Origin of the sequence: Micromonospora sp. NPDC000442, from assembly GCF_042898635.1 — a bacterium.
In the GTDB taxonomy this organism is placed as follows: Bacteria; Actinomycetota; Actinomycetes; order Mycobacteriales; family Micromonosporaceae; genus Micromonospora.
On record NZ_JBIAYZ010000016.1, the window covers coordinates 50927 to 69365 of the forward strand.

General features: G+C 73.1%; 15 protein-coding genes. 11 read left to right on the top strand and 4 right to left on the bottom strand.

Annotation, left to right across the window (positions count from 1 at the left end):
* Window positions 1–89 precede the first annotated feature (89 nt).
* From ACFY2A_RS23105 to ACFY2A_RS23115, 3 genes are all read right to left on the bottom strand, one after another.
* The gene (locus ACFY2A_RS23105; protein ID WP_387174484.1) at window positions 90–905 is read right to left on the bottom strand and encodes an ABC transporter permease; all 816 of its coding nucleotides are present in this window, start codon (window positions 903–905) and stop codon (window positions 90–92) included.
* Window positions 902–1837, bottom strand: a complete 936-nt coding sequence (locus tag ACFY2A_RS23110) for an ABC transporter ATP-binding protein (RefSeq protein WP_387174486.1) — start codon at window positions 1835–1837, stop codon at window positions 902–904. The genes ACFY2A_RS23105 and ACFY2A_RS23110 overlap by 4 nt, the downstream gene beginning before the upstream one ends.
* A gap of 149 nt (window positions 1838–1986) precedes the next feature.
* Complete coding sequence (locus ACFY2A_RS23115; RefSeq protein ID WP_387174488.1) at window positions 1987–2634, bottom strand: hypothetical protein; 648 nt, start codon at window positions 2632–2634, stop codon at window positions 1987–1989.
* A gap of 174 nt (window positions 2635–2808) precedes the next feature.
* Between ACFY2A_RS23115 and ACFY2A_RS23120 the strand changes: the two genes are divergently transcribed.
* The 7 genes from ACFY2A_RS23120 to ACFY2A_RS23150 all read left to right on the top strand — a co-directional run bounded on the left by ACFY2A_RS23120 (window position 2809) and on the right by ACFY2A_RS23150 (window position 10658).
* The gene (locus ACFY2A_RS23120) at window positions 2809–3573 is read left to right on the top strand and encodes a GNAT family N-acetyltransferase (protein ID WP_387174490.1); all 765 of its coding nucleotides are present in this window, start codon (window positions 2809–2811) and stop codon (window positions 3571–3573) included.
* The gene (locus tag ACFY2A_RS23125; RefSeq protein WP_387174492.1) at window positions 3570–4568 is read left to right on the top strand and encodes a lysophospholipid acyltransferase family protein; all 999 of its coding nucleotides are present in this window, start codon (window positions 3570–3572) and stop codon (window positions 4566–4568) included. The genes ACFY2A_RS23120 and ACFY2A_RS23125 overlap by 4 nt, the downstream gene beginning before the upstream one ends.
* A gap of 116 nt (window positions 4569–4684) precedes the next feature.
* Entirely contained in the window at window positions 4685–5386 is a 702-nt protein-coding gene (locus ACFY2A_RS23130) for a response regulator transcription factor (RefSeq protein WP_099853003.1), read from the top strand.
* Entirely contained in the window at window positions 5383–6936 is a 1554-nt protein-coding gene (locus ACFY2A_RS23135; RefSeq protein WP_363922829.1) for an ATP-binding protein, read from the top strand. Before ACFY2A_RS23130 ends, ACFY2A_RS23135 begins: the two co-directional genes overlap by 4 nt.
* 62 nt (window positions 6937–6998) lie before the next feature.
* A complete protein-coding gene (locus ACFY2A_RS23140; RefSeq protein ID WP_387174494.1) occupies window positions 6999–8597 on the top strand; it encodes a trypsin-like peptidase domain-containing protein in 1599 nt (532 codons plus the stop codon).
* Between the two features lie 177 nt (window positions 8598–8774).
* Entirely contained in the window at window positions 8775–9446 is a 672-nt protein-coding gene (locus ACFY2A_RS23145; RefSeq protein WP_387174496.1) for a BON domain-containing protein, read from the top strand.
* A 150-nt stretch (window positions 9447–9596) separates the two neighbouring features.
* Window positions 9597–10658 carry a glycosyltransferase family 4 protein gene (locus ACFY2A_RS23150; RefSeq protein WP_387174597.1) on the top strand — a complete coding sequence of 354 codons (1062 nt, stop codon included), beginning with the start codon at window positions 9597–9599 and terminating at the stop codon, window positions 10656–10658.
* A gap of 12 nt (window positions 10659–10670) precedes the next feature.
* Here ACFY2A_RS23150 and ACFY2A_RS23155 read toward each other — a convergent pair whose 3' ends face one another.
* Entirely contained in the window at window positions 10671–12368 is a 1698-nt protein-coding gene (locus ACFY2A_RS23155) for a protein kinase (RefSeq protein WP_387174498.1), read from the bottom strand.
* 186 nt (window positions 12369–12554) lie between these two features.
* Between ACFY2A_RS23155 and ACFY2A_RS23160 the strand changes: the two genes are divergently transcribed.
* From ACFY2A_RS23160 to ACFY2A_RS23175, 4 genes are read left to right on the top strand one after another with little or no spacing between them, the layout of a single operon-like run.
* A complete protein-coding gene (locus ACFY2A_RS23160) occupies window positions 12555–13385 on the top strand; it encodes a patatin-like phospholipase family protein (RefSeq protein WP_093405517.1) in 831 nt (276 codons plus the stop codon).
* On the top strand, window positions 13385–14401 hold the full coding sequence (locus tag ACFY2A_RS23165) for a 1-acyl-sn-glycerol-3-phosphate acyltransferase (protein ID WP_387174500.1): 1017 nt from the start codon (window positions 13385–13387) through the stop codon (window positions 14399–14401). Before ACFY2A_RS23160 ends, ACFY2A_RS23165 begins: the two co-directional genes overlap by 1 nt.
* A gap of 9 nt (window positions 14402–14410) precedes the next feature.
* Entirely contained in the window at window positions 14411–14731 is a 321-nt protein-coding gene (cutA, locus tag ACFY2A_RS23170; protein WP_387174502.1) for a divalent-cation tolerance protein CutA, read from the top strand.
* A 48-nt stretch (window positions 14732–14779) separates the two neighbouring features.
* Window positions 14780–18373: an SCO7613 C-terminal domain-containing membrane protein gene (locus tag ACFY2A_RS23175; protein WP_387174504.1), complete on the top strand. Its 3594-nt coding sequence runs from the start codon at window positions 14780–14782 to the stop codon at window positions 18371–18373.
* Window positions 18374–18439 lie beyond the last annotated feature (66 nt).

Below are 18439 nucleotides of genomic sequence, written 5' to 3' on the forward strand. Positions count from 1 at the left end.
GCTATGGCCGACGGGCCCGGTACGCCGGCTGTCCACCGGTGTACCGGGCCCGTCGGGGCGGAGGCGACCCGAGTCGGGCCGCCCGGGTGTCAGGAGATGTCGCGGCGCCGGGTGATGAGGATTCCGGCGACGCCGCTGACCACGGCGTAGCCCACCAGCACGAGCGCACCGACCCACCAGGCGGGCAGCATCTCGTTCTCGCCTGGCGTGATCATGATCTGGGAGGCGGCGGCCGGCCAGACCACCTGCCACTTGATCACGGCCATGTTGTCCAGCACGTTGGCCAGCAGCAGGAAGAGCAGGCCCACCACCTGGGTACCGATCAGGTAGAGCACCGAGGCGGTGATCACCGCGCCCAACTGGTTGGTGATCAGCGTGCCGATGCCCACGCCGAGCACGGTCCAGATCGCGTACGCCATCAGGTTGAGCAGCAGGGCCCGCTGGACCTCCCACTCGCCGAGCTGCGTGCCGTAGTCGTTCAGCGACAGGAACGTCGCACCGGCGGCGAGGTCGATAAGCGTGGTCACCAGCCAGAACGCGAAGCCGAGCAGGCTGGCCGCGACGAGCTTGCTGGCGATCACCGAGGTGCGTCGCGGGGTGGCCAGGAACGTCGTGGTCGCGGTCTGGTGGAAGAACTCGTTGGTGACCATGAGGATGCCGATGAGCATCACGAACATCAGGCCCAGGTACTGCCCCGAGGTGTAGAGGTTCGCGGCCTGGGCGGGCGCGGAGGCGGCGTCGCCGGTGTAGCCGAACTCCTCGCCACCGCCACTGAGGGTCTCGCTGGCCAGCCAGGCGTTGAAGGCGAAGGCCAGGGCGATCGACAGGAACGCCCCGATGGCCAGCCACCACCAGGTGCTGGTCGTACGGATCTTGAGCAGTTCGGAGCGGACAAGGTTGCTCATCGGATGCCCGCCTTTCCGGCCGTCAGTTCCAGGAACACGCGTTCCAGATCGGGTCGTTCAGTGGTCAGTTCGTGCAGTTCCACCCCGGCGGCTAGGGCCGCCCGGCCCACCGTCGGAGCGTCGACCCCGCCGATCAGGAGGGCACCCTGCCCGTCGTTCTCCACCGTGGCCGGCCCGTCCTTCAGCGCGGCGGTCAGCGCGTCGGCCTGCGGGGTGCGGACCCGGACCCGGACGCCCTGCGCCATCGACCCGATCACCTGTTCCACGGGGCCCTGCCGGACCAGCTGCCCGGCCGCGATGATCACCACGTCGTCGGCCAGCAACTGCATCTCCGAGAGCAGGTGGCTGGAGACGAGCACGGTGCGGCCCTCGGCGGCCAGGCCCTTGAGGAACCCGCGCATCCACCGGATGCCCTCCGGGTCCAGACCGTTGGCCGGCTCGTCGAGGATCAGCACCCGCGGGTCGCCGAGCATCGCTGCGGCGATGCCGAGCCGCTGCTTCATGCCCAGCGAGTAACCCTTGAACTTGCGCTTGGCCGCCGGGGTCAGCCCGACCAGGTCCAACGCCTGGTCGGCCCGCTCCTTCGGCAGCCCGGCCGCCGCGCAGATCACCCGCAGGTGGTTGATGCCGGTACGGCCCTTGTGTGCGCTGGACGCCTCCAGAACCGCGCCGACGTGCCGCAGCGGGTCGGCCAGATCCGGATACCGCTGACCGCCGATGGTCGCCCCTCCGGCGGTCGGGGTGACCAGGTTCAGCAGCATGCGCAGGGTGGTGGTCTTACCCGCACCGTTCGGGCCGAGGAAGCCGGTGACCCGACCCGGTTCGACCGTGAACGACAGGTTGTTGACCGCGAGCACGTTGCGGTACCGCTTGGTCAGACCGGAAACCACGATCTGTGCGTCGTTGGTGGGGCTTGGTTGCCCGTCGGTCATCGTTCTCCTCCCGTGTCGGCGCCGGGGTGCGCCGTTGCACAGCGTGACGTTAATGGTCAAGCAATTCAATCGGGCTCGTTCGGGAAATCGTGGTCCGCCTCAGGCATGAGCCGTCTCATCCCCAGGTACGAGCCGATCGACCGCCGTGCCTACACGGCGATCCAGGTCGCCCGGGCGTGGCCGAGTGGGCGGCCGTCCGGGGTGTAGAGGCTGGTGTGCACGAACGCCTTGCGGCCCTCGGTGCCGATCAACGCACCGGTCACCACGCAATCGTCGCCCGGACGGGGCAGCGTCTCGATCCGGGCCGTGATCCGGCCGAGCACGTACGGGCGGCCGGCACCGATCACCGCCCAGCCGCCGGGGCAGTCCAGGGCCGCCCAGACCGTGGCGTCCTCGACCTGGCGGGGTGCCCGCACCGGCGCGGCCGTCCGGCCGTCCGGCAGTAGACCCGGAAAGATCCGCAGGCCGTCGGCGCGCTCCGGGCCACAGACGTAGCAGCCGGGGAACGGGTGCTCCACCAGCCCCGGGTACGCCGCGGAGGCGGCCCGGGCGGTCGCCAGGTCCACCGGCGGGACGGCCTCGCCGAGATCGCCCGCCGGGCGCAACTGTGCGATCACCTCGCCGGTCGGGTCGCGCACCTGCGCGTCGACGAGCGTCAGCGGGGTGTCCAGCGGCGGCGGTCGGCGCAGGGTGACCTCGACCGGACCGTCCCCGCCGTACGCGGCGGCGAAGACCCCGGCGCTCCAACCGCCGTTGCCCGAGCCGGGCGGCCCATTGAAGCGTCCCTCGATGATCATCAAGCCCCCTCCGCCCCGCTGCCCGGCTTCGTCGCCAGAACACCGGCAGCCAGCCTCGCACGCCCCCGCTGACGGCCGCAGTGGCGGGTCGGCCACCGGTCGCCGACCGGCGTTCACCGGATCGACACCGCTGGTCACCATGGCTGGCAACCGACCGGGCGCTACACAGAGGGCATGGCCGTTCTGCCAGCCGTGGACGTCGCACTGACGACCAGCGGCTACACCCTCTCGATCGCCGACAACCCCAGCCAGGTCGAGGCCGCGCAACGCCTGCGTCATCAGGTGTTCGCCGGCGAGTTGGGCGCCACCGTGTCCACCGACGCGGCGGGCCTCGACCGCGACATCTTCGACCCGTACTGCGACCACCTGGTGGTGCGCCAGGAGAGCACCGGCGAGGTGGTCGGTACGTACCGGCTGCTGCCGCCGGGGCGCACCAACCGCCGCTACGCCGAGGGCGAGTTCGACCTGACCGCGCTCGACCCGTTGAATACCCAGCTTGTCGAGGCCGGCCGCTCGTGCGTGCACCCCGCGCACCGCAGCGGAGCGGTGATCAACCTGATGTGGGCGGGCATCGCCCGCTACCTGCACCTGCGCGGGCTGCGTTGGCTCGGCGGGTGCGCCTCCGTGCCGGTGACCGACGGTGGCCTTGCCGCCGCCGAGGTCTGGGCCCAGGCGCGGGCGAAGCACCTGTCACCGCCGCCGCTGCGGGTCCGGCCGCTGCGACCCTGGTTCGCCGAACCGGGCGTGCCGACCGAGACCGTCGCCGGATCGGCCCGGCTGGTCCCGCCGCTGCTGCGCGGCTACCTGCGGCTCGGCGCCCAGGTCTGCGGGGAGCCGGCGTACGACCCGGACTTCGGGGTGGCCGACTTCTACGTGCTGCTCTCCATGGATCGGATCAACCCGCGTTACCTGCGGCACTTCCTCGGTGGGCAGCCGTGAACCCGCTGTGGCGGCCCAGTTCCGGCTGCGGTCCGGACTGCCTGCCCGGTCCCGGTGATGCTCCTGCCGTCTCGGCGGTTCGACAACTGGGTCGCGCCGCCGGCCTGCTCGGCATGCTCGGGCTCGGCGTCGGGCTGGCGGCCCTGCTCCCGGCGCTGCCGACCCGGGAACGTCAGGCCGCGCTGCGCGGTTGGGCCCGGTCCACGGCCCGCGCCTGCGGCGTACGCCTCGAAGTGCGCGGGCGGTTGCCTCGGCGGCGGGCCCTGCTGGTCGCCAACCACGTCTCCTGGTGGGACGTCCTGGCGCTGCTCGCGGTGGCGCCGGCCCGGCTGGTGGCCAAGCAGGAGGTCCGGCGGTGGCCACTGATCGGCCTGCTCGCCCGCGCGGGCGGCACCGTCTTCGTGGACCGCGCCCGTCCTCGTGCGCTGCCCGCGACGGTAGGCCGGGTCGCCTCGGCGTTGCAGTCGGGCCGCTCGGTCGCGGTGTTCCCGGAGGGCACCACCTGGTGCGGTGCGGCAGCCACCTGCCGTCCGTCGACCGGTTTCCGGCCGGCGATGTTCCAGGCCGCGATCGACGCCGGTGCTCCCGTCGTACCACTGCGAATCGGTTACCGCTGCGGGGTGACCGGCGAGACCACCACGGCACCGGCCTTCGTCGGCGACGAGACCCTGGTGCGGTCGGTGCGGCGGATGCTCGCGGTCCGGAGGCTGACGGTCCGCGTCGAGATCGCCGCGCCGCTGCACCCGGGACGATCCGCCGATCGGCGGGCGCTGGCCCGGGTCGCCGAATCGGCGGTGCACCTCGTACCGTCGACGCCGACCGCGCAGCCGACGTCGGTGGCAGCGGTGCCCGGGCAGTCGGTGCGCGTGCCGGCGCGGCCGGGAGCGACACTGCTACCGGTACCGAGCCCCTCTCCGGTCGACACGTCCGCCGCCGGGGTGGCGGAGGGCTCGCTGGCCGGGGAGCCGGCGCGGGAGTTGCCCCTGGCCGCCTGACCGTCGATGCCGGGTGACGCGGTGGCCCGGTCGCTGGAGCAGCGACACCCGCCGCTCACAGGGTTTTTCCAGGATCCGCCCAGCGGAGGCGCAGCGTCTGCGCGGATGATGGCGGCATGGCCGCTACCCAGACCGAGGCGCGACTGCTCGTCGTCGAGGACGATCCCAACATCCTCGAGCTGCTCTCCGCGAGCCTGCGCTTCGCGGGATTCGACGTGGCCACCGCCACCAGCGGCAGCGCCGCGCTGAGCGCGGCCCGGGACCATCGCCCCGACCTCGTGGTGCTCGACGTGATGCTGCCGGACCTCGACGGGTTCGAGGTGATCCGGATGATGCGCGAGGGCGGCACGCGTACGCCGGTGGTCTTCCTCACCGCCCGCGACGCCACCGACGACAAGATCCGCGGGCTCACCCTGGGCGGCGACGATTACGTGACCAAGCCGTTCAGCCTGGAGGAGCTGACCGCCCGGATCCGGGCGGTGCTGCGCCGCACCAGCACCGGCGAGCAGGCACCCGCCCGGCTCACCTTCGCCGACCTGGAGCTGGACGAGGAGACCCACGAGGTCTACCGGGCCGGTCAGCGGGTGCAGCTCTCGCCGACCGAGTTCAAACTGCTGCGCTACCTGATGCTCAACGCCAACCGGGTGCTGTCCAAGGCGCAGATCCTCGACCACGTGTGGAACTACGACTTCCGGGGCGACGACAACATCGTCGAGTCGTACATCTCGTACCTGCGCCGCAAGGTCGACACGACCGATCCCCGGCTGATCCACACCCTGCGCGGCGTCGGGTACGTCCTGCGCAAGCCGGCGGCGTGAACGCCCTACAGCAGGGCAAGCTCCGGCTCCGCGCGGTACCGCTGCGGGTCAAGCTGGTCGCGGCCGTGCTGACCCTGGTCGCCGCCGCGCTGCTGGTGATCGCCTCGCTGACCACGATCTTTCTCCGTAGCTACCTGGTCGACCAGGTGGACGCGGAACTGACGACCGCGGCCGACAACCTCGAAGCGGTGGCCGGCGCCGAGCGGTTCGGTACCGACCTGCCCACCGACTACCTGGTGGTCTTCACCGACAGCCGGTCCGGTGCGGTCTCCTGGGTCTACTTCGACACCAAGCGGTTCGACGTCAACGACCTACCGCCCTGGCCGGAGAACGCCGCCGGCTTCGAACAGGCGGCCGGTAAACCGTTCCCCGCCCGGGCGCGGGCCAGCGACATGCGCTGGCGAGTGCTGTACACCGAGCTGCCCAACGGTCAGTGGACGGCGATCGCGCAGCACCTGACCGACGTGGATCAGGCGGTCAAGCGGCTCATCTGGATCGACCTGCTGGTCGGTGGGGCGGTGCTGGTGCTGCTCGCCTCGATCGGGGCGGCGATCGTCCGCACCAGCCTCAAGCCGCTGGTGGAGATCGAACGTACCGCCGCCGCCATCGCCGGCGGGGACCTCAGCCGACGGGTGCCCGACCCCGAAGACGGCCAGCCCTGCCCGACCTCCGAGTTGGGGCGGCTCTCCCGGGCCCTGAACGCGATGCTCAGTCAGATCGAGATGGCCTTCACCGCCCGGGCGGCGTCCGAGTCCGCGGCCCGGGCCGCCGAGGTGGCCGCCCGGGAGGCCGCCGAGGGTGCCCGCGCCTCCGAGGCCCGGGCCCGCCGCTCCGAGGAACGGATGCGCCAGTTCGTGGCGGACGCCTCACACGAGCTGCGTACCCCGCTGACCACCATTCGGGGCTTCGCCGAGCTGTACCGCCAGGGTGCGGCCCGCGCCCCGGAGCAGACCTCCGACCTGCTGCGCCGCATCGAGGACGAGGCGGCCCGGATGGGCCTGCTGGTGGAGGACCTGCTGCTGCTGGCCCGGCTGGATCGCGAACGACCGCTCTCGCTCGCCCCGGTGGAGCTGCCGGTGCTGGCCGCGGACGCGGTGGCGGCTGCCCGCGCGATGGCGCCGGACCGGCGGATCGAGCTGGAGATCGAGCCCGGCTCCGGGCCCCTGGTGGTACGCGGCGACGACGCCCGGCTGCGGCAGGTGATCGGCAACCTGATGACCAACGCGCTGCGGCACACCCCGCCCGGTGCGGCGGTGACGTTGCGGCTGCGCGCCGAGCCCGGCAACCTCGCGGTGATCGAGGTGGCCGACACCGGGCCGGGCCTCACCGCCGAGCAGGCGGAGCGGGTCTTCGAGCGCTTCTATCGGGTGGACGCCTCGCGTACCCGCCGGACCGACGGCAACACCGGCACCGGTCTCGGCCTGGCCATCGTGGCCGCGCTGGTGACCGTGCACCAGGGTGCGGTCGAGGTGACCGGGACGCCGGGTGGCGGTGCCACCTTCCGGGTACGGCTGCCGCTCGCACCGGCCACCGACATCGATGACGAGTGATTTTCAGCCAATCCTCAGTTCAGCCCAAGGCGGGACGCAGAGCGATGGGAGAAGGTAGGGGCATGACCGAGTACGAGTCCGACCCGCGCCGGCCGGCCCCTACCGACGCCGAGCCGTCGCATCCCGAGCTGTCCCGCGCCGAGTACGCGCGGTCCGACTCCCCGTCCCCCGCCCGTCCCGACGCCGACCCGACGGTCGAGGCGCCGACCGTACCGGTCCGGGCCGTCGACCCGTCCTCGGCCGGCCCGGACGTCGCGCCGAGCCGGCCGGTCCCGGCCGACGCCGCCGGCTCGACCCCGGCGGCACAGCCGGTTTCCGGTCAGCCCACCTGGGCGCCGACCGGCGGTCACCAGCACCAACATCCGTACCAGCACCCGCACCAGCCGGGCGCCCGCTACCCCGCAAACCCGTGGTATCCCGGCCAGCCCGCCTGGAGCGGCGCCCAGCCGACCGGGCCCGGCGCCGCCCAGTCCGGGTATCCGGGGCAGGCCGCGGGAACGCCGGGCGGCTACCCGGGGCAGACCGGAACGCCGGACGGCTACCCGGGGCAGACCGGAACGCCGGGCGGCTACCCGGGGCAGCCGGCCCCGTGGGCACCCACTCCGCCGAGCGGGCCCCGCGCTGGCAAGATCGCCAAGCTGGCCGGAGCCGGCGTGGCGGTGTTCGCGCTGATGCTTGGCAGCGGCGTCGCCGGTGGCGCACTCACCCTCGCGCTGAGCGACGGTGGCGGGGTCACCCGCACCTACAACGCCGCACCCGTGATCGACGGCGCCGACCTGCCGCGCATCGCCGCGTCGGTGCAGGACAGCGTCGTGTCCATCAGCACCGGTAGTGGTGAGGGCTCCGGTGTGGTGCTCAGTGCCGACGGCTACGTGTTGACCAACAACCACGTGATCGCCGGGGGCGGCGACACGGTCCGGGTCTTCTTCGCGGACGGCACCAGCACCCAGGCCGAGGTCGTCGGTACCGACCCGAAGACCGACCTCGCGGTGCTGAAGGCGAACGGGTTGACCGATCTCCAACCGGCCACTCTCGGCGACAGCGACGCCATGCAGGTCGGTGACCAGGTGCTCGCACTGGGCAGTCCGCTCGGCCTACAGGGCTCGGTCACCGCGGGGATCCTCAGCGCCCGGGACCGCACCATTCAGGCCGGTGGGGGCCAGCAGCTCCCGGGTCAGGGGGTCAGCTCGATCTCGGGGCTGCTGCAGACCGACGCGCCGATCAACCCGGGCAACTCGGGTGGCGCACTTGTCAACACCCGGGGCGAGGTGATCGGCATCAACACCGCGATCGCCACCGCGGGACAGGGCAACACCGGCAACATCGGCGTGGGCTTCGCCATCCCTAGCAACAAGGCCAAGGACGTCGCGGAGAAGCTCCAGCGGGGCGAGAAGATCAGCCATCCGTCGCTCGGGGTGAGCGTGAACGCGGCGCCCGACGGTGGCGCGCTGATCGGCGCGGTGAACCCGGGCAGCGCGGCCGAGCGGGCGGGGCTTCAACAGGGTGACGTGATCACCCGGTTCGGCGACAAGGTCATCAACGACTCCAACGATCTGGTGGCCGCCGTCCAAGCCGGCAAGGTTGGTGACCAGGTCGAGGTGACGTACCAGCGAAATGGAGCCGAGGCGACGGCAACCGTGACGCTCGCCGAAGCGTCCTAACGAGACAGGACCTGCTTCCTCCCTCCGGGGCGGCGGGTGGCGTGGCCAAGGGGGTTGGCCGCGGCACCCGCCGCCCTTCCTCCGCTCCGGGCCCGGTTCACCCCGACCGGGTGAACCGGGTTCACCCCACGGGCCGGCAGCCTCGGGGAGAAGACTCTGGAGGCGGACGGGGGTGCCATGACCACGGCGACGGTGGCCCACAGCGATGACCGGATCCAGCGCGACGTGCTCGACGAACTCGCCTGGGAGGCGCAGGTGCGCTCGACCGACATCGGGGTGAGTGTGCGCGACGGGGTGGTTTCGCTCACCGGCGGCGTGGACAGCGCCGCCCGCAGGTGGGCGGCGGTGCGCGGGGCCCAACGGGTACGCGGGGTGCGGGCGGTCGCCGACGACATCGAGGTACGCCCCACCGGTCCGGTCGACATCACCGACGGCGACCTGGCGATCGCGGCCAGCCGAGCGCTGGAGTGGAACAGTTTCGTACCGGCCGAACGGCTGGATCTCACCGTCGCCGACGGTTGGCTCATGCTGCGCGGTGCGGTGGAGTTCGGTTGGCAGCGGCGCATCGCCGAGCGGGAGCTGCGCCGGCTGCGGGGCGTACGCGGTGTCACCAATCTGGTCGAGGTGCGGCCCGCGGCCCCGCCCGACAGCGACCGGATCCGCAGTGACGTGCAACGGGCCTTGATGCGGGGGATCGGCACGGAACGGGTGACCGTCCAGGTGCGCGACGACACGGTGACCCTGAGCGGGGTGGTGCGGTCCTGGTGGGAGCGGGATCAGGCGGAACGGATCGCGTGGTCGGCCGAGGGCGTGTGCATGGTACGGGACCAACTGCTAGTAGGCGGCTGAATCGGCGACTTGGGGCCCGGTTTGTCCCTGCCGGGACCGGGAAGACGCTCGATCTCAGCACGGCAGCCGATCCGGGCCGACGCCTGCGGACAGCGACGGGGAGGGTACGTGGCCGACAACCTAGCGCGTGAGCAGCGGCTGCGGATCGCCATGGTCGTGCCGCCGTGGCTCTCGGTACCGCCGCCGGGCTACGGCGGACTGGAACAGGTGGTCGCCGGCCTGGTCGACGCCCTGATCGCCCGGGGGCACGCGGTGACACTGATGGGGGCCGGTGCGGCGCACGGCACCGCCGCCGACTTCCTCGCCACCCTCGACGAGTTGCAGTTCGACCGTCTCGGTGAGGCGCTGCCCGAACTGGCCCACCTGGCCCGGGTCAACCATCTGCTCAGTGCGGCCGACTTCGACATCGTGCACGACCACAGCACGATCGGTCCGCTGGTGGCCGGCCGGCGGGAGGTGCCCACGGTGGCGACCGTGCACGGCAACCCGGTGGGCGAGTACGGCACGGTGCTCAGCGACACCGACCGGGGAGTGGGCCTGGTGGCCATCTCACACGCCCAGCGGGGATTGAACCCGCACCTGCCCTGGGTCGGCACCGTGCACAACGCGATGAGCCTGGACGACTTTCCGCGCAAGGACGTCCCCAGTCAGGGGCCGGTGTTGTGGCTTGCCCGGTTCAGCCCAGACAAGGGTCCGGAACTGGCCATTCGCGCCTGCCGGGCGGCGGATCTGCCACTGGTGCTGGCCGGCAAGTGCAACGAGCCCGCCGAGCGGCGCTACTACGACGAGGTGATCCGCCCGATGCTCGGGCCGGACGTCACGGTGGTGCTCGACGCCGACCGGAAGGCCGTGCTGCCGCTGCTGGTCGAGGCGCGCTGCCTGGTCATGCCGATCCAGTGGGAGGAGCCGTTCGGCATCGTGATGTTGGAGGCGATGGCGACCGGGACGCCCGTGGTGGCGCTGAACCGGGGAGCGGTGCCGGAACTGGTCCGTCCCGGGGTGAGCGGGCTGATCTGTCAGCGGCCGGACGAGTTGCCGGCGGCGCTGCGCCAGGCCGCCGACCTCGACCCGGAGGACTGCGTGGCACATGTGGCCCGGACCTTCTCCACAGAACGGATGGCCGTCGGCTACGAGGAGGTGTACCGCCGCTTCCTCGCCGCCGCGACCCCGCGTGCCGCGGTACGCGAGCCGGCGCGGGTCACCCCGGCCTGACCGGTCCCGCTCTCAGACCTGTGCGGCACCGAGCGCGGTGATCGCCGCGTCCAGCTGCTGGGCGTACGCCGCGCTCAACCCGTCCTCACGCAGCCGGATGGAGACCTTCTCCCGGAGCCGGGCGACGCCGGGCCCCAACTCGCCCTCGCCACCGGCCACCGCCCGGGTGAGGTTGCGCAACTCGTTACGCAGGTCGATGCCGACGTCGTCGCGGATGCCACCGTCGGCGAGGCCGGCGTCGATCACCTCGTCCAGGCGGTTCGCGGCCTCGACGAGGCTGTCGCCACCCGGTGGCGGGTTCGGTGCGCCCGTTGTCGCCGCCGGCGTGGACGAGGTGCTCGACGGTGCGGGGGTCGGCGGCACGCTGGCGCTGTCGTCCGGCGGGGCCGGCTCGGACGTCGCGGTCGGCCCGGTCGTGGGTAGCACGGCGGGCGGTCCGGTGTCGTCGTCCGGTAGTAGTGCCGGCACCGCCAGCGCCGCAGCGATCAGCGTGACCACGGCCGCCGTGACGAGCAGCGGGCGTCGCAGCCGCCGTCCCTGCCCGGCGTCCTCACCGGCGACGGGTGCCGGGCGCGGCAGCCGCCGTCCCCGCCCCGGGTCGGCCCCGGAGACTGGTGCGGAGCCGTCATCGTCGACCACCCCGGTACCGGTCTGCGCGTCGCGCCCATCCAGATGTCCGGCGGCGTGGTCGGCGGCACCGTCGGTGCCGACCGAGGTGCCCGCCACCGTGCCGGAGACAACGCCGGTGAGGGCGGGCTGGAATGCGGTGGGACCGACGGTCGGTGGAACCCAGGCGGGGACCGGGGCGGCGTCGGTCCGTCCCATCGCGGGCAGCGTGACGGTGGGCGCGAGCATCGTGTTGGCCTGCGGATCGGCGGGCAGCATCTGGTCACGCAGCACGGTGGCCACCTGCCGGGCGGTGGGGCGGTCGGCGGGATCCCGCGACAGGCAACGCAGGCAGATCTCGGCCACCGTCGCTGGCAGCCCCGGCACCCCGGCCAGCGACGGGGGTGGGCGCTCGGCGAGCGCGACGCTGAGCTCGTCCCAGGTGTCCGCCGGATAAGGGACCCGGCCGGTCAGGGTCTCGTGCAGCAGCACCCCGAGCGAGTAGACGTCGGTCGCCGGTTGGGCCGGAGCACCGTCGAGCCGTTCCGGCGCCACGTACGCGGGGGTGCCGAAGGTGGCACCGTCCTCATCGTCGTCGGGGGCGCCGATCCGGGTGGCGATACCGAAGTCGAGCACCTTCGCGCCGACCTGCGTCATCATCACGTTGGCCGTGGTGATGTCCCGGTGCACGATGCCGAGCCGGTGGGCGGCGGCCAGCGCGTCGGCGACCTGGGCGCCGATCTCCACCGCCTGCGGCCACGGCAGTGGCCCCTCGGTGAGCCGGAACTCCAGCTCCTCACCGGCGAGCAGTTCCATTACCACGAACGAGGTGATGGCGCCGTCCGGCGACACCGTCTCGCCGTAGTCGTGCACCGACGTGACGTTCGGATGGACCAGCTGTGCTGCGGCTCGGGCCTCCTCGCGGACCATGTCGCGGAACCTGGCGTCGGCGGCCAGTGACGGGGCGAGCACCTTCAGTGCGACCACCCGGTCGAGTACCTCGTCGTGGGCCCGCCAGATCACCGACATGCCGCCGGAGCCGATCTGGTCGATCAGCCGGTATCTGGTGGCCAGCAACCGGCCGGGCTGCAGCGCTGGCTTCACGGATCGCACCTGCCCTCATAGGTGGGAGCGGTATCAGGTTGCGCGAATGTTGCCCCCCTGTCAACGGGCCTCGATGTGACCCGGGCCGGGCCGACCTGACCGGTGGGGTCGTGGCGCGGCGGTGTTCCACGCCGCAGGGGCGTCCGGGACGGGACCGTCGGAGCCGGCCGTGCCAGGATGAACGGCATGGCGCGGGGACCGGTGGCTTTCGTGCTCGGTGGCGGGGGCGTCCTGGGCGCGGTCGAGGTGGGCATGTTGCGCGCCCTGTTCCGGGCCGGGATCCGGCCCGACCTGGTGCTCGGCACCTCCATCGGAGCGGTCAACGGCGCCCTGGTGGCTGCCGACCCGTCCGAGGCGGTGACCGACCGGCTGGTACGGCTCTGGGCTTCCCCGGAGGCCAGCGAGGTGTACGGCGACTCGGTCGCCCGGCAGTTGCGGCGCTTCGCCGCCCGTACCCATCTGCACTCGCCCCGGCCGTTGCGCAAGCTGTTGGAGAACGAACTCGGTGCCCAGACCACCTTCGCGGATCTGAAGATTCCGTTCCGCTGCTGCGCGGCGAACATCGAGCGGGCCGCCGAGCACTGGTTCGTCAGCGGGCCGGTGGTGCCGGCCGTCCTCGCCTCCGCCTCGGTGCCGGGACTGCTGCCGCCGGCCCGCATCGGTGACCAGCACTACGTGGACGGTGGGATCGTCAACTCCATCCCGATCGGCGAGGCGGTCGCCGCCGGCGCCGGCCGGATCTTCGTACTCCAGGTGGGGCGGATCGAGCGGGCACTGGCACCGCCCCGGCGGCCCTGGGAGATCGCTCAGGTCGCGTTCGAGATCGCCCGCCGACACCGGTTCGCCCGGGAGATGGCCGCCCTGCCCGACGGGGTGGAGGTGCACGTGCTGCCGACCGGCGGGCTGGAGCCGCGTGACGACACTCCGTGGGCGTACCGGGACATGGCGGCGGTGGGCCGGCGGATCAGCCGGGCCTACTCGGCCTCCCGGCACTACCTGGCCAACCTGGAACGCTGATGCCGTTACCGCCGCGTTGGCTGCGCCGACTGCTGCTGGCACCCGGCGTGGTGTTGCTGGCGATCCTGCTGGTGACCACGGTGCCGCTGTGGGCCCTGCTCGCGCTCGCCGTGTCCCCGTTCGTCCCCGGGCACCTGCGTCCGCTGCGGCTGCTCTGGCTCGGCTGCTTCTACCTGGTCTGGGACGCGGCGGCGCTGCTCAGCCTCTTCGGGCTCTGGATCGGCTCCGGGTTCGGCTGGCGGGTGCGCGCACCGGCCTTCCAGCGGGCGCACTACGTGCTGGCCGGCTGGTTCCTGCGGGTGTTCTTCTGGCAGGCCCGGTGGATGCTACGGCTGCGCATCGACGTGGTCGGTACCGACCCGGACACCGCGCTGCCGGGCCGGCCGGAACTGGTGCTGTGCCGGCACGCCGGTCCGGGGGACTCGTTCATCCTGATCCACGCGTTGGTGAACTGGTTCCGGCGCGAGCCACGGATCGTCCTCAAGGACACCCTCCAGTGGGATCCCGCGATCGACGTGCTGCTCAACCGGCTGCCGAGTCGGTTCATCGCGCCGGGGCACGACGGCCGGGGCTCGCTGACCGAGCAGGTCGGGCATCTGGCCACCGGGTTGGACGAGGACGACGCTTTCGTGATCTTCCCCGAGGGCAGCAACTTCACCCCGAAACGCCGGCAGCGGGCCATCGCGCGGCTGCGGGACCGGGGCCACGAGCGGATGGCGCTGAAGGCGGAGGCGATGCGACACGTGCTCGCCCCACAACCGGGTGGGCTGCTGGCGGCACTGGAGGCGGCACCCGACGCCGGAGTGATCTTCGTGGCCCACACCGGTCTGGACCGGATGCTCACCGTCACCGACGTGTGGCGGGAACTGCCGATGGACAAGCGGCTGGTGATGCGGTTCTGGTCGGTGCCGCCGGAGGAGGTGCCGACCGGTCGGCAGGAGCGCATCGACTGGCTCTACGAATGGTGGAGTCGGATAGACGAGTGGATCGCGACCAACCACGACGATGCGACGTAGGGTGCGCAGGTGGAGCAGATCAGCGTGGTGACGACGGTGGTCGACGCGCGGTCGGTCGCCGATCTGCTGGCCGCCGCGGCGGTGGCCGGGCGGTTGGCGGCCTGCGCGCAGGTGGGCGGCCAGGTGGACAGCACGTACTGGTGGCGGTCGGGGGTGGAGACCAGCACCGAGTGGTCGGTGCAGTTCAAGACCGCGCCCGACCGGGTCGACGCGTTGGTCGAGCAACTGCGGGCCAACCATCCCTACGAGGTGCCGGAAATCCTGGTGACGCGGGTGGACTGCGGCCATCCCGAGTATGCCGCCTGGGTCTTCGAGCACACCCGCACCTGAGTACGCGCACTCTGGCGCCGACGGTGCTCGGCCGTCGAGGATGACGGCGTGGACAACGCCTACCCCTGCCCGGCCTGCGGAAGCTCGGCGAATCTGAACTCCGGCTGCACCGGCTGCGGCCGACCGCCGCATCCGGCCGCCGCTGAGGTGATCCGGCTCGACCGGGAGATCGCCGTGCTGGGCGGTGAGGTGCAGCGGGCTCGTCAGGCGTACGAGGGACTGGTCGGGCGGCTGGACGCGGTGCGGCGACGGAGGGGCGAACTGGCCGCCGCGGTCCGGACCGAGTTCCCGGTGCCCGCCGCAGCGCCGGGCCGCAGCGCTGCATCGGCCGTCGGCGGGCACCCGGGACCCGCTCCGGTGCCGGCAGGTCCGGTGCCGGCAGGTCCCGTGCCGGCCTTCGGCGGCCGGCCCGCTTCCGTCCCGGTTCGCCCGGGTGGTGCGGAAGCGTCGACGCGGACCGTGCAGGGTCTGCTCTTCGTCCTTGGTGGACTGCTGCTCGGCACGGCGGCGACGGTCTTCACCGCGGTGGCCTGGGCGTCGGTCGGGGTGGCCGGTCGGGCGGCGATCCTGCTGGCGTTCACCGCGCTGCTGCTGGCCGTGCCGCTGGTCGCGCGCTGGCGGGGGCTGCGCGGCACCGCCGAGACCTTCGCCGCCGTCGGGCTGCTGCTGGTGCTGCTCGACGGGTACGCCGCCTGGTCGGTCGACCTGTTCGGGGTGACCGCCTGGCCGGGCAGCCGGTACGCCGCCCTGGTCGCGGCGATCAGCACGGCGGTGGCTGTCGGTTACGCGCGACTCAGCCGACTGGCCGTGCCGTGGTTCGCCGCGCTGCTGGTCGTCCAGCCGGTGCTGCCGTTGCTCGCCGCCGGGGCCCGTCCGGAACCGGCTGGCTGGGCGGTGGTCTTCGTCGGGGTGGCGCTTGTCGACCTGGCGGTGGTGGTCGCGCTGCGGCAGCGCGTCGGTGTCGTCGTGGACGAGGGGGCCGCGACGACACCGGCAGTACGGCTGGCCGGAGCGATCCTGACCTGGGCGTGGTTCGCCGGTTGGCTGGTGCTCGCCGTGGGCTGCGCACTGGTGCCCCTGCTGGTCGGTCGGGCTGCCGGCGTACCGCTGCTGGCCGGCGGGCCGATGCTGCTGGTGGCGCTTACCGCGTTCGGTGCGGCGTTGCTTACCGGTGGCGGGCCGGTACGGGCGCTGGCAGCCGGTGCGCTGGTGCCGGTGCTGGCCGGTGCGATCATTCGCCCGGTGGTGGAACTGCGCGCCTCGGTGTGGCTGCTGGTGGCGGGGCTGGTCGCGGCCGGACTGGCCGGTGCGGTACGGCTGCTCCCGCCCGGCTGGCGGGCCGGTCCGCGCGCGGGGGCCTTGCTGGTCGCCGGTGGCGGGGGGCTGCTGACGGCGCTGGCGGGGCTGCTGCTGGCCGGTGCCGCCGTGGGCCGGTCGTTGCCGCCGTGGCGGGGGGCCACGGCGGGCCCGGTGTTCGCCTGGGGTTGGCAACTGCCGGTGACGGTGGCGCTGACCTCGGTGGCGGTGGCGTTGCTGCTGCCCCGGTCGGTGCGGCCGGCGATGCTGGCGGCCGGTCTCGCCGCGACCGCGTTCGCCGTGCCGGTGGCCTGGGCCGCGCCGTGGCCGGCGGTGGTCGCGATCGACCTCGCGGTGGGGGCGGTGTTGCTGGGCGTGGCGATGGTCCGCCCGGCACTGTCCACGGTGACGGTGCTGACCTCGGCGTCGGCCGGTGCGGCGTTGCTCGCGCACGGGCTGTTGGTCGGGTTGGCCGACCCGATCGGTGCCGGTGCCGGCTGCGGGGTGATCCTGGCCGTCGGCCTCGGCGTGGCGGTCGCTGGTCGACGCGGCGACCCGGTGCGGCGGACGGTGGCGGGTTGTGGCCTGGCTGCCGCGGTGCTCGTGATGCCGGCGGGGGCGGCGGTCGCGCTGATCGGCGCCGGTGCCCCGCCGTGGTGGCAGGCCCGGGCCGCGCTTGCCGCCGTCGCGCTGCCGGCGGTGGCGCTGCTCGCGCTGCGTCGATCCTGGCCCGACCTGACCGGGTACGCCTCGACCGGCCTCGCCGTGGTGGGGGTGCTGACCGGACTGTCGCCCCTGGTCGTACCGGGCGCGGAGCGGGTGGCGGTGTACGCGGCGGTGGCGGCGTCACTGGTCGCGCTCGCCGGGTTCCGGGCCCGCCCGGTGGGGTTGCTGCCGGTGGCTGGGCTGGGCCTGGCGGCGGTGGCGGTGCTGGCAGCCGTGCCGGTGGTCGTGACCGCCCTGCTGACCCCGTACGGGCCGCCACCTGCCGCGTGGTCCGGTGCTCCGGCGACCCGTCCGTCGCCGGACGCGCTACCGGTCGGCCTGGCGCTGGTGCTGCTGTCGGCGGCGGCGGCCCTGTTCGCCTGGCCGGCCACCCATTCCGCCCCTGCGGGACCCTCGGCTGCCGGAGGTGGCGCTGGTACCGGCCCCGTTGGTGGTACTACCGGTGCCGATCCGGCCCGCGCCGGCAGCGCCGGTGGCTGGCGGGTCGCCGGGGTGGTGCTGCCCTTCGTGGCCGCCGCCGGTCCGGTGCTGCTGGTCGCCGCCGCCGTGCCCTGGCCGGTGGTGCCGGCCGTGGCCCTGCTGGGTGGTGTCGTTCTGTTGCTGGCCGTTGCGCTGCGGCACCCGGGCGGACCGTTCGTCGGGGTGGCCGTGCCGGTCGGTCTGGTGCTGGCGGTGGCCGGGTTGCTCAATCTCCAGGCAAGTCGGGCCGGCACTCTGGGCGGGTTGGGCCTGTTGGTGGCGGCGGCGACGGTTGTCGGAGTGGGCGGGCGTCACCTCACGGTACGCGTTCTCGGCTGGCTGGTCGCGGTGGTGGCGGCGGCCGGGTTCGCATTGACCGCCCCGTTGGCAGGCGGGCAGCCGCCACGCGTGGCGGCGTTCGCAGTGCTCGGCATCGCCATGGTCAGCCTCGCGCTCGCCGCGACGCTGCCGTCGAGCCGGTGGAGTCTGCCGCAAGCGCTGGTGGGACGGGTGCTGGATGCCGCCGCACAGGCGGTGGCGCTGCTCGCGCTGCTGCTCACCCTGGGTGCCCTCCGGCATGCCGCGACGATCTGCGTGCTGTGGGGCGTCGCGATGGGCGTCCGGCTGTTGCGTCGGGACGAGTCGATCCAGCGGCGTTGGGTCTTCGCCGGCATCGGCGGGGGCAGCGAACTGCTGGCCGTCTGGCTGCTGTTGGCGGCCGGCGGAGTGGGCGTGCTGGAGGCGTACACGGTGCCGCTGGCGGCGGTGGCGCTGGCCGCTGGTGCGGTGGGGCTGCGTACCCGGCCAGGGCTGAACAGTTGGCTTGCGCTCGGCCCGGGACTGGCCGCCGTGCTGCTGCCCAGCCTGACCGTCGTGCTGTTCGGCACCGACCCTGACCCTTGGCGGCGACTGCTGCTCGGTGCCGCCGCGCTCGGCGCGACGCTGCTCGGTGCGGTCCGCCGCTGGCAGGCGCCGGTGCTGCTCGGCGGGGGCACGCTGACCCTGCTGGCCCTGTACGAGCTGGTGCGTAGTTGGGACCTGCTGCCCCGGTGGGCCTTTCTGGCCACGGCCGGGTTGGCGCTGATCGGCTTGGCGACCACCTACGAGCGCCGCCGGCGGGACCTGCTCCGGCTGCGATCCGCCGTCGGCCGGATGAGCTGAGGTTTCGAGCGGCTCTGACCCCACCTGATGCCATGTGGTGCCACCCATGGCGTCGGGCTGAGCCAT

Coding starts and splice junctions, on each gene's coding strand:
- ACFY2A_RS23120 (WP_387174490.1), top strand. CDS start 2,809: ATGGCCGTTCTGCCAGCCGTGGACGTCGCACTGACGACCAGCGGCTAC.
- ACFY2A_RS23115 (WP_387174488.1), bottom strand. CDS start 2,634: ATGATCATCGAGGGACGCTTCAATGGGCCGCCCGGCTCGGGCAACGGC.
- ACFY2A_RS23160 (WP_093405517.1), top strand. CDS start 12,555: ATGGCGCGGGGACCGGTGGCTTTCGTGCTCGGTGGCGGGGGCGTCCTG.
- ACFY2A_RS23165 (WP_387174500.1), top strand. CDS start 13,385: ATGCCGTTACCGCCGCGTTGGCTGCGCCGACTGCTGCTGGCACCCGGC.
- ACFY2A_RS23130 (WP_099853003.1), top strand. CDS start 4,685: ATGGCCGCTACCCAGACCGAGGCGCGACTGCTCGTCGTCGAGGACGAT.
- ACFY2A_RS23105 (WP_387174484.1), bottom strand. CDS start 905: ATGAGCAACCTTGTCCGCTCCGAACTGCTCAAGATCCGTACGACCAGC.
- ACFY2A_RS23140 (WP_387174494.1), top strand. CDS start 6,999: ATGACCGAGTACGAGTCCGACCCGCGCCGGCCGGCCCCTACCGACGCC.
- ACFY2A_RS23110 (WP_387174486.1), bottom strand. CDS start 1,837: ATGACCGACGGGCAACCAAGCCCCACCAACGACGCACAGATCGTGGTT.
- ACFY2A_RS23150 (WP_387174597.1), top strand. CDS start 9,597: ATGGTCGTGCCGCCGTGGCTCTCGGTACCGCCGCCGGGCTACGGCGGA.
- ACFY2A_RS23145 (WP_387174496.1), top strand. CDS start 8,775: ATGACCACGGCGACGGTGGCCCACAGCGATGACCGGATCCAGCGCGAC.